Origin of the sequence: Photobacterium ganghwense (assembly GCF_017329545.1) — a bacterium.
Taxonomy (GTDB): domain Bacteria; phylum Pseudomonadota; class Gammaproteobacteria; order Enterobacterales; family Vibrionaceae; genus Photobacterium; species Photobacterium ganghwense.
Genome location: NZ_CP071325.1, coordinates 1,301,794 through 1,314,508 on the forward strand (window position 1 = coordinate 1,301,794; position 12,715 = coordinate 1,314,508).

The following is a 12,715-nucleotide window of genomic DNA, read 5'->3' on the forward strand; positions in this document are numbered from 1 at the left end:
TGAAGTCATTGTAGTGTGGACGTTATGGCAAAACACAGTCGATATTTACCACTGATCCTGACCTTTACTGTTATCGCTGTCATTGTGGGGGCGATGTTAAAAGGTAAAGAAAGTGCAGGAGTAACAATAGAAAACAAACCTATGCCTGATTTTACGCTGGCATTGCTGGACGCTAAAGGGCGGGCCGATCAAAGGGTATTTCAAGGGCAGCTGAGCCTGCTGAATGTTTGGGCATCCTGGTGTGCGGTGTGTCAGGTTGAACATCAGTTTCTGATGCAACTGGCCACTGATCCTGAGCGTTTGCATGGGGTCAATCTGGTTGGGCTGAATTATCGGGATAATCGGGCCGCTGCCCAACAGGTGCTGGTGCAGGAAGGTAACCCGTACCGTACTGTGCTGTATGATCCAAACGGGCTGCTGGCTCTGGACCTGGGAGTGTATGGCACGCCGGAAAGTTATCTGGTTGATACGGAAGGGGTTATCCGTCATCGCTATATGGGGGCGTTAACGCCGAAGGTCTGGCAGAAAGAGTTCGTGCCGCTGATTACTTCGTTGCGTCAGGCAAGCTATTGAGTCGCTGACATACCATTAGTGACTCAAAATAGCTCCTGCATGGTCATCAAATACGGTGACCCAACGGAGTTAAATACAATGGCAAACGTGCTGTCGTAGATGAATGGATTAAAAAACATGTGGGAAAGTGTGGCAAATGGCATAAAACGACTCTGGCTTCGTTTGTTGGGGAAGCCTGCGGTTGCTGAACAGACGCTGTCGGCTGGCGTGTTGATATTGCTGCTCGGGGGACCAATGTTGGCGGCATACCCGGTGATGGCTCAAGAGGCTCCTATATCTGTGGTACAGCAATCGGCATCGACCACAATGACTGCGTCGCTGTCTCGGGCTTTGCCTCAAACTGGAAACGTGGCAGTGTTTACAGCGTCGGATAAAGTGGTGACTGAGGCGGTCGAGACTTTTCGCTTTCGATCGGCAGCAGAGCAAAAACGGGCAATTGCCTTGTCGCGCCAGCTTCGATGTCCCCAGTGCCAGAATCAGAATCTGATTGAATCTAATTCACCGGTGGCCAAAGACTTACGGCTGAAAGTTTATCAAATGGTCAATGAAGGGCAGAGCAATGAGGCGGTGATTGGGTTTATGACATCGCGTTTTGGCGAGTTTGTCCGATATAAACCGGCGTTGACCCCGCAAACTTATTTACTCTGGGGCGGGCCATTTTTATTACTGGCGGTATTCGGTGGGATTATCATGACCACTATTTGGCGTCGCTGAATGATTGCCAGCAAGCCTAATTTGGCGGGGCAGAGGGTAACCTCGGCCCCGCTTTTATTTTGCCGTCGCAGTGTCCTGCTTATTGGATTGGGCTAATACAGTACAGAGTCCGTGAAAGGGATGCCTGATTTAAGCCTCTGTTGTTTGGGTTCCTGCAGGCTGGGCTCCTGAGCTTTGAGTTTCTGAGTTTTGAGTTCCAGAGGTTTGGGACTGAGTATATTGGGTCTCAGTTTTTTGGATCCCAATCTTATTGCTCTTGGCTGCGCTATTGACCGAATTTGACAGCAAAATCGCCATCAGTTTACGGCCTAACAGCACCAAACTACATGGCAGAAACCAGCAGGCATGGGCACTGTACAGAGGTAACCACTCGGACAGTAAAGAGTCCAGATTCGCTGGCATCATCTCCAGGATACTCATGGCATCCAGCGTGCCGAAAGCGAAGGCGACAGTGATCACCGCGACATATGTTGCCTGATACTGTTTGTCTGCTGGGTAGAACAGCGCGGCCAAAATCAGTGCGATTGCCACCGGGCAGAGTACCAGAATGGCAGGCAGGCTCAGCGCGAGAATTTGTTCTAGTCCTACATTGGCAATCAGGGCTGTTACCAGCACAACGATGGTGGCGCTACGGCGGAAAGGGACGTTGAACGTCTGCTGATAGTATTCAGTACAAGCATTGGTCAGGCCGACAGTTGTTGTCAGACAAGCCATGATGATAATCGCGGCCAGCAAAAATTGTCCGAAGCCACCGAAGCTGTGCGCGACGTAGCGGCTCAGCAATTCACCACCGTTGGTGACCCCTTCCGCTATCGGGGCGGAGGTTGCGCCAACGTAACCCATGGCCAGATAGCACAATCCCATCAGGAAGGCATAAATCAGAGCCACTTTCAGAGTAATGCGGCGAACGGTAGATGCTGCTGTTACTCCCTTGTTGTTGATGTTTTTGATCACTACCCAGCCAAAGCCAACAGCAGCAATTGCATCCATGGTCATGTAACCCTGAACCAGCCCTTGCGTCAGTGCCAGATCTTCGAACTTGCCGATGGCTGCTTGTGGCGCAGCAAGGGGAGAGACCACGGCAGTGATGGCCAGCACGCACAGCATCAGAATTAACAGCGGGGTCATGATTTTGCCTATGTAATCCACCAGTTTTCCCGGATGAAAGGCCAGCAGCAGGGTCAGGGCACAGAACAGAACAGAAAAGGTCAGCAGGTGATCACCTGAAAAGAAAGGTTTGATGCCCATTTCGTACGCGACGGTGACCGCGCGCGGCATGCTGAATGCCGGGCCAACGGCTGTCAGCAATGCGACCCAGATCAGTGTGGCCAGCCAGGTTGGTAGTGGCTGAGTCAGCTGCTTGCTGTCACTCAGGCGGCCGAACACGATCAGTGTCAGGGCAGGTAAGCCGACGGCGGTGATCAAAAAGCCCGCCATTGCCGGCATCAGCTGTTCACCGGCTTCCAGTCCTAGAAAAGGCGGAAAGATAATGTTCCCGGCACCGAGAAACATGGCGAAGGTCATGAGGCCGAGGGCCATTATGTCATTTGTTTTCATGGACGAATCCTTCTGCATACCAAAGTATTTTGCTTAGGACCGTCAGACAGCTGGGGAAAAATAAGATAGGTGTGCTCATCTTCCGTCAGCCTGGCTGACGGAATGTGCCGCCAGCCTAGATAACGATGACCAAGACGACGACTGCGACGACAGATTGTGTTGCACGTAATACCGCACGCTTGGCTTTCGCCAAGAGCAAATCAGCAGATTTTGCGGGATTAGTGAAAATGTTCAGCATAAAAAGATTTATCAATTATTACGGGCAACGGACACAACATATAAGCAAATTCCGCCTCTGTAAACTGATTCATTGAATTTTTTAAGAATTTCAGGCGAAAAAATCATCACAACTGACTCATTACATGCCGACGAAAACACCGAGAAAGCAGGGCTTGGCGGGCAAATAACCATGTCCAGCTCTGTTGTGGCTGTCATGCATTGGTAGCAGCCATGCATTGATAGCGGGCGTTGAATTGATAGGGGCGTTGGGGCCGGTACTTTCTGGTCTTGTGCTCGTTTTTGTTATTGGTCTTGCTGTAAATCGAATATCCAATCAGGACGAGCTGTACGAGAACACCTTTCAATGCAGAGCCGTTTCGGTGAAATGTTTGAGGGAAAAGCGCGATAAAAGCTATCTCTCATCGCGACATTTCCTGCTCAATTACAGCATTTCCTCTTCACTTACGGCCTGTTTTTGGAAAAAATTACGCATTTTCGGTAGACGGTGACGCTGTGTTTGTTCTCGATGCCACCATACCGACTACCAGAACAAGCAGGCAAGGCGGCAACCAACTGGCGTGCGCGCTGTACAGCGGCAGGTAGCGCTCCAGCATGGGTTGGACTGATTCCGGCAGCATGCCCAGAATACTCAGGGTGTCCAGCCCGCCAAAAACCAGCGTGGTCGCTACCGATGCAAGGTACACCGACTGGCGGTAGTGAGACGACTGGCGCTTAGCACCGGAAAAACACATGGCAGTCAGTACCAGTGTGATGGCCACCGGGCACAGAACCAGAATAACAGGCAAGCTGACGGCAAGGATCTGGTTCAGGCCAAAGTTTGCCACGACACCTGTCAGTACCACAACGATAGTGGCGGTCAGTGCAAACGGGGTGCTAAACGTTTCACGGTAATACTCAGCACAGGCGTTAGTTAGACCAACTGTGGTGGTCAGGCACGCCATGATGATGATTGCCGCCAGCAGGTACTGACCGTAAACACCGAACACCTCTGCGACATACAGGGTCAGAATTTCACCGCCATTGCTGGCTTCGCTGGCCACTGAGGCAGAGGTGGCCCCCACATATGCCATTGCTAGGTAACAAGCCGACATCAGAACGGCGTAGATCAGCGTAACTTTTACCGTGATTCCTGAAAGATGACGGCTGTTACCCCCATTTTTATTAAGGATAGCTTTGATGATGACCCAGCCAAAACCCACAGCCGCAATCGCGTCCATTGTCATGTAACCCTGGATCAAACCTTCTGTAACAGGGCGCATTTCATAACCAGCTGACGCGACTTTCAGGGTATCTAACGGAGCGATCACCGCGCTCGCAGCCAGAGCAAGCAGTAACAGAACCAGCAGAGGAGTCATCACTTTGCCAATGTAATCAACCAGTTTCCCCGGGCGAAAAGCCAATATCAGTGTCAGGGCAACAAAGCCGGCTGAGAACACCATCAGAGAATCTGATTCCACGAGAGGTTTGATTCCCATTTCGTAAGCGACTGTGACAGCGCGGGGCATGCCAAATGCCGGTCCGATGGCAGTGAAAAGCAGTACCCAAAAAGTGATCGCAAGGGGTTTTGGTAATGCTGATGTCAGTTGGTTGCTGTGGCTAAGGTGGCCCAACACAATCAGAGTCAGCGCCGGCAGGCCAACAGCCGTGATCAGAAATCCCAGCATTGCCGGTAGGAATGCTTCTCCTGCCTGTAGTCCGAGAAAAGGCGGAAAGATGATGTTCCCGGCACCCAGAAACATAGCGAAAGTCATCAGGCCGATTGCTAATAAATCATTTCTTTTCAATGGACAAGTCCTCAAATTGACTACTCGGTAGTCAGTGTTTATTGGGACCGTCAGGAAGGCTGAGGAAAAACAGAGAAAGATTACGGCGATTTCTCCGTCAGCCTGGCTGACGGAGAAAGCCGCCAGCCTAGTTAATAATCACTAGAATAGCGGCAATAATGGCACGTGCTGCAAACGACACAGGAGTAGTCAGCGAAGGCGCGCAATCAAATTGTAATTGTGTGCTGCGAAACATGGCTTAAACCTGGTCGTTAGTATTGAAAACCTCTTCAACATATAAGCAAAAATTCACCGTGTAAATACTTTTCTAGACATTAACGCTAAAAAAACTTTTCTATTTGGTTGTATTCCCTGATGGAATTTTTTGAGCAGAAATACTTAATCGGCCAGCATGTCGCAAAAAGAGAAGCCAGATAAATAGGTGTCTTGTAAACAGCAGCCTCGTAAACAGAGCACTCTGAAAGGAGTAAGCCGAAAGCAAATGATATCGTTGGCAAGCGCGAAAATGTGGCGCTCTGCGAAGCATGAAGCATGAAGCATCGGGCGGGCTAACTTCTGACATCAAAGCTATCCCCAGCGGTGCTATACAGACGCATTTGTGAATATGTTCAAGTGCCGTTTAACGTATTATGTGCTGTGACAGAGAATTTCTCTCATCATCGTATTGCCACTGGAGGAAAGAGTGCTTAAAGCCATTCATCATGCCGCGATTATTTGTTCAGATTATGAATTATCGAAGCATTTTTACAGCCAGGTGCTGGGATTACGGATCATTTCTGAGCAATATCGTGCTGAGCGTGATTCCTACAAGCTGGATTTAGCGTTGCCGGATGGCAGCCAGATTGAGTTATTTTCCTTCCCGTCACCGCCAGCGCGCCCGAGTTTTCCGGAGGCTTGTGGCCTAAGGCATCTTGCCTTTGCCGTCGATTCGGTTGAAGAAGTGGCAGATTACCTGCAAAAGAAAGGTGTGGCAGTAGAGCCCATTCGAACAGATGCAGTGACCGGGAAGCGTTTTACTTTCTTCCAGGATCCGGATGGGCTGCCTTTAGAGCTGTATCAGATTTGAACGGTTGATTCAGCAGAAATGGCTAATGGAATGGCCAGTTATCAGCTGAGAATGCCGGATAGCAGGGCAGCAAATACCAGACTCGCCACTCCGTAAAAGCCAAACTCAATGCGAGACTCTGTAGCACTGGTTTCTTCAGTTGATTTAGCGGTCGCCATAGTAAAAAAAGAACCGCCTGACAGGCCAATCAACAGTACGATAAGGCCGAAAAGCGTACCTTCAATAAGAGATGTCAGATCCATGCTTGTATCCTTTGTGGCACGGTGAAACTGGTGGCGGAATGATACACTTCAATTCCCGTTTCGCAAAGGGATTTAACGATATAAACCTTATCAAAAACAAGGTTTTATGGGTGGTTTCTGGTAGGAGGTAGGCTGAAAACAGGCCGGAAATAGGCTGTCATTAAGTGCGATACAGGCGGTAAGTATTGGCTTACCGCCTCAAGCTGGTCATGAAAATCAGCAGGTTGGCATAATTATGGCCTCATGTCCGTGAAATTCAGAATAATGTTTCAACCCATTGGGACACGTTATAGTCCTCATCAGCGACACAGAGGTAGCGCCATTTGTCAAAAGTCAGGCAAGGATGCGATGTGGAAAAAGCGATCATATCGCCGACTGACAGATCATGCCCTTCGGGAACCTCAACAAAGGTGTGTTGATCCATAATGGCGATGGCCTTTAGCCCATCAATATCAAGAGTATGACCATTACGGTAACCGCGCTCAGGAATAGGCAGCCCGGCATCAAAAGCCACATCGCGCTTACCCATCCCGATCACCGCTTTGCCCGGCTCCGGTCTGGAAATCACGTAAGCCCAAATCTCCAGTGCTGATTCCAGGTCACCGCCTAAATCACAAGCCGCCCCTTGATTGCGTTCCGCGCGTGCCATCACGTTTGCCTGCGCATCTTGATAAATACCGGTATCGTGAATCAGGTAGCAGCCGGGACGGATAATTGCCAGCAGGTGAGGGTGATCAGCGAAGCTCTCGGCGACAACATCGTACCAGGCCGAGCCAGCGCCGGTAATGACAGGCTGGGAGCGAGTAATCAGCTGTCGCTCAGTAAGATGTTCAACGGTGTTTATCGCGCTGGCCAGAAAGGCGCGGATGTCTGCTTCCGCATTGGCCCCGTGGATCACCCCTTCGTACACTTCGATACCACAGAGGATCAGCCCAGGCAGCGTGTGGATGGTTTCGGCCAGTGCGACAACGTCCTGCTCAGAGCGACAGCCACAACGACCGCCAGGCACCCCATACTCGATCAAAACGTGTAACGGTTGCGATCCTTGCTCAAATGCCTGACTGAGCTGGCGGGCATTTTCAGCGGAATCAACACAGCAATAAAACGTGACGGCGTGTTGCTGCTGCAGGCGCCGGACCATTGCAATGTTTGCTTTGCCGACTAACTGGTTGGCCATCAGGATATGCTTGGCACCTGCCTCAACGGCGACTTCAGCTTGTGGCGCGGTAGCCACGGTGATTCCCCATGCCCCGGCTGCCAGTTGTTGCTCAAACAGGGCTGGGGTCATGGTGGTTTTGCCGTGAGGTGCCAGCTGAACCTGATGGTGGCGGGCAAACTGCTGCATCCAGTTCAGGTTGTTAGTCAGTGAGGATTGCCGAAGCACTGCAGCAGGCAGCGAAATCTCTTCGTGAATCAGGCTGTATCGGCCGCTTTCCTTTTCATTTACCCAAATCCCTTTAGTACCTACAGGCCATTTTTTGTGATGGCTGTCTTGATATTTACTAACATGCTTTTTATTTGCTTGGTTCATTTATTATTCTCCTAACATAGCTCTCAGGGCTTGTTATTGCTGCCTTTTGGCTTGTTGATAATATTTGTGATGTTAGAAACTATCAAACATTATCGAATGATTTGTGCTGTTTCTCACTGTTTTGCACCCGCCCTGAATCTACCATTTGCTGTGTCGAGAGAGGTGAAAGCCGTGACGATTGAAGTCGATATTGTTTCCAGAATTACTGAACGATTTTCGCAATTACGTGAGGCCGAAAAGAAAGTGGCCATGCTGGTGATGGATGATTTAGCTGCAGCCTCGGGCTACAGCATCAGCCAGCTGGCAGAAGAGGCCGGGGTCAGTGAAGCCACCATTACCCGCTTTGCCAAAGCGGTGGGTTGCAAGAATGTCCGTGACCTGAAACTAAAGCTGGCACAGTCGCTGGCTCTGGGGCAGCGGTTCATTCATGAATCGCCGGATCAGTCCGGTATTCAAGGGGTTTATGAATCGATCAAAAACGTGATCAACATAAATCGTAAAGTTGTGAATGAGCAGGATGTGGCGCAAGCCGTCGAGTTGCTACAGAACGCGCGGCAAATTCTGGCTGTCGGGATGGGGGGCGGTTCCACCATTCTGTCTCAGGAGTTGCAATACCGCCTGTTCCGGCTCGGGTATGCCGTTACGGCTTACAACGACGGATTGCTGGCTCGTATGGTGGCAGCCACTGCCGACAGCAATGATGTGATGGTGGTGATTTCCGCGACCGGCTACACCCCGGAAGTGGTGGAACCGGCTTCAATTGCGAAGCAGTACGGGATGAGCGTCATTGCCATTACAGCCAAGGATTCTCCGTTGGCAGAAGTCAGTGATCTTGTGTTGCCGATAGTGACCAAGGAAACCGATTTTATCTATAAACCATCGGCTTCACGTTACGCGATGATGGCAATGATTGATGTGTTGTCAACGGAACTGGCACTGAGCCATAAACGCCGGAGCCGTGACAAATTGCGCCGCCTGAAGATGGCGCTGGACAGCCATCGCGGTGGAGAAGACCGCCAGCCTCTCGGCGATTAACCACAACCTCACCGGAACAGTCGGTCGGGTTGTGAAGCTTAGCGAAAGAAAGAAGGAAGTTTCATGCAGTTCGATACCGTATTCCGAAATGTTCAGGTTGTTGACGGCACGGGTGCCGAGCCTTACCACGCTGATGTTGCCATCTCCGGGGATCGTATTGCAGCCATTGGTGACCTGGCGGGATGCCAGGCGACTGTGGTGATTGACGGTGATGGTAAAGCGCTGGCACCGGGCTTTATTGATGTTCACACCCATGACGACACCAACGTGATCCGCTATCCCGACTGTCTCGCCAAAATCAGCCAGGGGGTGACCTCGGTTATTGTTGGCAACTGCGGGATCAGCGCCTCACCGGCCGTGCTGGCAGGCGACCCGCCGGACCCGATGAATTTGCTCGGCAAGCAGGCTGATTTCCAGTATCCGACGTTTACGAACTATGCCCGCGCGGTTGAGCAGGCAGCGCCTGCGGTCAATGTGGCGGCGTTGGTTGGCCATACCACGTTACGCAATAACGAAATGGATGACCTTTACCGTGCGGCGACCCCCCTGGAAATTCAGGCGATGAAAGCACGTCTGCGGGAGGCGATGCAAGCCGGTGCGTTGGGCCTCAGTTCGGGGCTGGCTTATGCCTCTGCCAAACAGGCTCCGACCGAAGAGGTGATGGCGCTGGCGGAAGAATTGGCGGCCTTCGGCGGGATTTATACGACCCACATGCGCACTGAGTTTGAAGAGATTCTGGCTGCAATGGAAGAAGCCTTTGCAACCGGACGTCACGCCCGAGTGCCGGTGGTGATCTCTCATCTTAAATGTGCCGGTGCCGGAAACTGGGGACGAACCGTTGAAGTGCTGAAGTTAATGGAAGCAACCAGCCAGCACCAGGATGTTGCCTGTGATTGTTATCCGTATTCGGCCAGCTCGTCCACGCTGGATCTGAATCAGGTGACGGACGATTTCGACATCTTTATTACCTGGTCAGAAGCGTTACCGGAGCAGGCGGGAAAAACCCTGAAGCAAATTGCTGACGAAATGGCACTGCCGTTATTGGATGCGGCCAAAGCGTTGCAACCGGCCGGTGCGGTTTACCACTGTATGGATGAAGCAGACGTTGAGCGGGTGCTGAAATATCGCCTGACCATGGTGGGGTCGGATGGCTTACCGAATGATCCGCATCCGCATCCACGACTCTGGGGCGCATTTCCCCGGGTGCTGGGTTATTACAGTCGGGAACGCCAGCTATTTTCGCTGGCACAGGCTGTCCACAAAATGACGGGTATGTCGGCAAGGCGGTTTGGTCTGGCTGACCGTGGGGAAATACGCGAAGGCGCTTATGCGGATCTGGTGTTGTTTGACCCGAACACCATCATTGATGTGGCGGATTTCGCCCATCCCATTGCGGCAGCCAAAGGCATTGAGCAGGTAATGGTGAATGGCCATACCAGCTATCTGAACGGGGAAGTCAGTCCCCAACGTTGCGGGCGGTTTTTGTACCGTCAGCAGCGCTGAATCTGGCTCTATTTTTGATTCTTGATTCTTAATTCTTGGCCTGGCATGAACCGACGCCGTTTGCAGTTCGATTCGATGACAGACCTGATTTTAGCAACCACATTGGAGTAAGCAATTATGACTATCACACGCTATGGCATTGAAGGCGGTACAGGTACCGGCGGTCAGCACCTGCCATTTGCCCGCGCTACGCAGGCGGGAGGTTTCCTGTACGTCTCCGGCCAGACGCCAATGATTGATGGCGAAGTGGTGGAAGGCGGTATTGTTGAGCAATCGCGTCTGGCAATCCAGAACTGCGTCAACATTATGGAAGAAGCCGGTTATGGCCTTGAAGACGTGGTGCACGTGAAGGTTGTCCTGACCGATGCCCGTTATTTCCAGTCATTCAACAAAGTGTTTAAAGAATTCTTTGGCGAGCACCCACCGGCACGTATCTGCATGGTCTGTGATCTGGTGGTCGACGTGAAAGTGGAAGTGGACGTTACCTGCTACCGCGAAGATCGTCGCTAGTTCGAGGAATACCTGGTTCCGGGCGAACACCGTAAACCGCGGGTCGGATGAAGCCTAAGCAAAGTTAGCGCGGAGCAACCCTGAGCGTTCAGCGCTGACTCTGAATATAACCGAAATGCGGTGCGGTTGATAAAACTAACGTCAGGAAAAAGCCGGGAAAAACGCCAGGAAACTGGAAGAAGGTAAGTCGTTATTACCTTCTGCAAGATCTGAGGCAACATGGCTCTGAGCGGTTTCCAGAGCAACCGATAAAGAAAAAGGTTGGCAAAGTACCAACCCTTTAAAAAACAAACTGAAATATCAGTAAATCGCGGGGAAGGGAAACCCACGTCCCCAAGCAAATAAAAGCATAAACCAACTGAAGCAATAATCTTCCTTACAATTCATAAAGATAACTGTTCCAGCTGGTATAACGGATTATAAGAGGTATGGAATGAACAGTACACTCTTTCTCACCGGGTTCGGTGCGTATGTGGTTTTTTTAATCTGGCTGGGTTGGTATGTCTCCCGCCATCAGAAATCTGGCGAAGACTTCCTGCTCGGCGGGCGAGGCTTGCCTCTGTTCCTGGTGCTTGGCACCACGGTCGCCACCATGGTCGGGACGGGCTCCAGTATGGGCGCGGTCGGTTTTGGTTATGCAAATGGCTGGGCCGGTACCCTGTACGGGATCGGTGGCGCAGTCGGGATTTTGTTGCTGGCCTACTGGTTTGCCCCGGTTCGTAAACTGAACTTCATGACCATGAGTGAAGAGCTGTCTTACTATGTCGGTGCCAACAAGATCGTGAAAAATGTCGTCGGAATTCTGATTTTTATCGCCTCAATTGGCTGGTTGGGCGCGCACATTCTTGGTGGCGGCATGTACCTGGCATGGATTGCCGACATTGATCTCAATACGGCAAAAATCATTATCGCTGCGGCCTTTACGATTTATGTTGTGATTGGCGGTTATACCGCGGTGGTTTGGACCGATACCATTCAGGCAATCATCCTGTTTGCCGGATTTATCCTGATGGCGGTGTTGTCGGTGCAGCACATTGGTGGGCTTGAAAACCTCTATGCAGCGATGGATCCGGCTGCTGTGAGTGTCCTGGGTATCGAAAAACTGGGGATGATTCCTGCGTTGTCACTGGCACTGGTTGTCGGGGTCGGGATTCTGGCAACCCCTTCTTTCCGTCAGCGTATTTATTCGGGTAAGGATGTGCAGACCATTCGCCGCTCGTTTACGATGTCTGGCGTACTGTACCTGTTTTTCTCCATTATTCCTGCGGTTATCGGGATGTCGGCCCACGCTATCAACCCGGATCTGAATAATGCCAACTATGCCTTTCCGTACGTTGCCGCCACGGTACTGCCGGTCGCAGTCGGTATGATTGTGCTGATTGCCGGTCTGTCTGCCACTATGTCGAGCGCCAGTTCCGATGCGATTGCCGGGGTGTCTATTCTGCTGCGCGACATCTACATCATGTTTACCGGCAAAGTGCCGGGCAAAGACAAAATGGTGACTTACTCACGCTATGCACTGGTGATCTGTATCAGTCTGGCCCTGCTGTTCGCACTGACGTCAAACGACATCATTGGCTACATCACTAAAATGATCTCGACCGTGATGTCAGGCATGTTTGTCTGCGGCATGCTGGGACGCTTCTGGAGTCGTTACAACTGGCAAGGTGCCTTGGCTACATTGGCTGGCGCGTCAGCGGCTTCTTTCTCTGTCATGCTGAATGCGGAATGGGGAGCGTTCTGGGGTAACCCTGTAATACCGTCGGTATTGACCGCTCTGGTCGTCGGAGTCGGCGTGAGCCTGCTGACACCCGCCAATACTGTCACGAAGGAAGAGGCGAAAGCGTTACTGGATGCCGAACGTGCCGCGATGGAACAGAACCAGGAGCCGGATTTAGAAGGCCGTCCTGTAGAAGCAAAATAATTCTCTAAAACTCGTCAAAATGCAGGTCTTTGTTGT

At 51.5% G+C, this 12,715-nt stretch carries 11 protein-coding genes; 7 read left to right on the forward strand and 4 right to left on the reverse strand.

From position 1 onward, the window contains the following. Positions 1 to 24 precede the first annotated feature (24 nt). A complete protein-coding gene (locus tag FH974_RS06215) occupies positions 25 to 573 on the forward strand; it encodes a DsbE family thiol:disulfide interchange protein (RefSeq protein ID WP_053061704.1) in 549 nt (182 codons plus the stop codon). A gap of 117 nt (positions 574 to 690) precedes the next feature. Further along, positions 691 to 1,287 carry a cytochrome c-type biogenesis protein gene (locus FH974_RS06220; RefSeq protein ID WP_242551854.1) on the forward strand — a complete coding sequence of 199 codons (597 nt, stop codon included), beginning with the start codon at positions 691 to 693 and terminating at the stop codon, positions 1,285 to 1,287. A 129-nt stretch (positions 1,288 to 1,416) separates the two neighbouring features. On the opposite strand, the gene brnQ (FH974_RS06225) is transcribed toward FH974_RS06220, so the two are convergent. Then, the gene (gene brnQ, locus FH974_RS06225; RefSeq protein WP_084712433.1) at positions 1,417 to 2,844 is read right to left on the reverse strand and encodes a branched-chain amino acid transport system II carrier protein; all 1,428 of its coding nucleotides are present in this window, start codon (positions 2,842 to 2,844) and stop codon (positions 1,417 to 1,419) included. 704 nt (positions 2,845 to 3,548) lie between these two features. Beyond that, positions 3,549 to 4,868 carry a branched-chain amino acid transport system II carrier protein gene (gene brnQ, locus FH974_RS06230; RefSeq protein WP_047883470.1) on the reverse strand — a complete coding sequence of 440 codons (1,320 nt, stop codon included), beginning with the start codon at positions 4,866 to 4,868 and terminating at the stop codon, positions 3,549 to 3,551. Between the two features lie 682 nt (positions 4,869 to 5,550). Between brnQ (FH974_RS06230) and gloA2 the strand changes: the two genes are divergently transcribed. Then, the gene (gene gloA2 / locus FH974_RS06235) at positions 5,551 to 5,934 is read left to right on the forward strand and encodes an SMU1112c/YaeR family gloxylase I-like metalloprotein (RefSeq protein ID WP_047883471.1); all 384 of its coding nucleotides are present in this window, start codon (positions 5,551 to 5,553) and stop codon (positions 5,932 to 5,934) included. A gap of 41 nt (positions 5,935 to 5,975) precedes the next feature. Here gloA2 and FH974_RS06240 read toward each other — a convergent pair whose 3' ends face one another. Both FH974_RS06240 and FH974_RS06245 read right to left on the reverse strand, forming a co-directional pair. Continuing rightward, the gene (locus tag FH974_RS06240; protein ID WP_047883472.1) at positions 5,976 to 6,176 is read right to left on the reverse strand and encodes a hypothetical protein; all 201 of its coding nucleotides are present in this window, start codon (positions 6,174 to 6,176) and stop codon (positions 5,976 to 5,978) included. Positions 6,177 to 6,432: 256 nt separating this feature from the next. Beyond that, entirely contained in the window at positions 6,433 to 7,707 is a 1,275-nt protein-coding gene (locus FH974_RS06245) for an amino acid deaminase (protein ID WP_207103575.1), read from the reverse strand. A gap of 171 nt (positions 7,708 to 7,878) precedes the next feature. Here FH974_RS06245 and FH974_RS06250 point away from each other — a divergent pair, with 171 nt between their 5' ends. The 4 genes from FH974_RS06250 (at position 7,879) to FH974_RS06265 (ending at position 12,679) form a co-directional block, all read left to right on the forward strand. Continuing rightward, entirely contained in the window at positions 7,879 to 8,742 is an 864-nt protein-coding gene (locus tag FH974_RS06250; protein WP_047883635.1) for a MurR/RpiR family transcriptional regulator, read from the forward strand. Between the two features lie 63 nt (positions 8,743 to 8,805). Next, the gene (locus FH974_RS06255) at positions 8,806 to 10,245 is read left to right on the forward strand and encodes an N-acyl-D-amino-acid deacylase family protein (RefSeq protein WP_047883474.1); all 1,440 of its coding nucleotides are present in this window, start codon (positions 8,806 to 8,808) and stop codon (positions 10,243 to 10,245) included. Between the two features lie 117 nt (positions 10,246 to 10,362). Next, positions 10,363 to 10,755, forward strand: a complete 393-nt coding sequence (locus FH974_RS06260; protein ID WP_047883475.1) for a RidA family protein — start codon at positions 10,363 to 10,365, stop codon at positions 10,753 to 10,755. 433 nt (positions 10,756 to 11,188) lie between these two features. Next, positions 11,189 to 12,679, forward strand: coding sequence for a sodium:solute symporter family protein (locus tag FH974_RS06265; protein ID WP_047883476.1), 1,491 nt, complete (start codon positions 11,189 to 11,191; stop codon positions 12,677 to 12,679). Positions 12,680 to 12,715 lie beyond the last annotated feature (36 nt).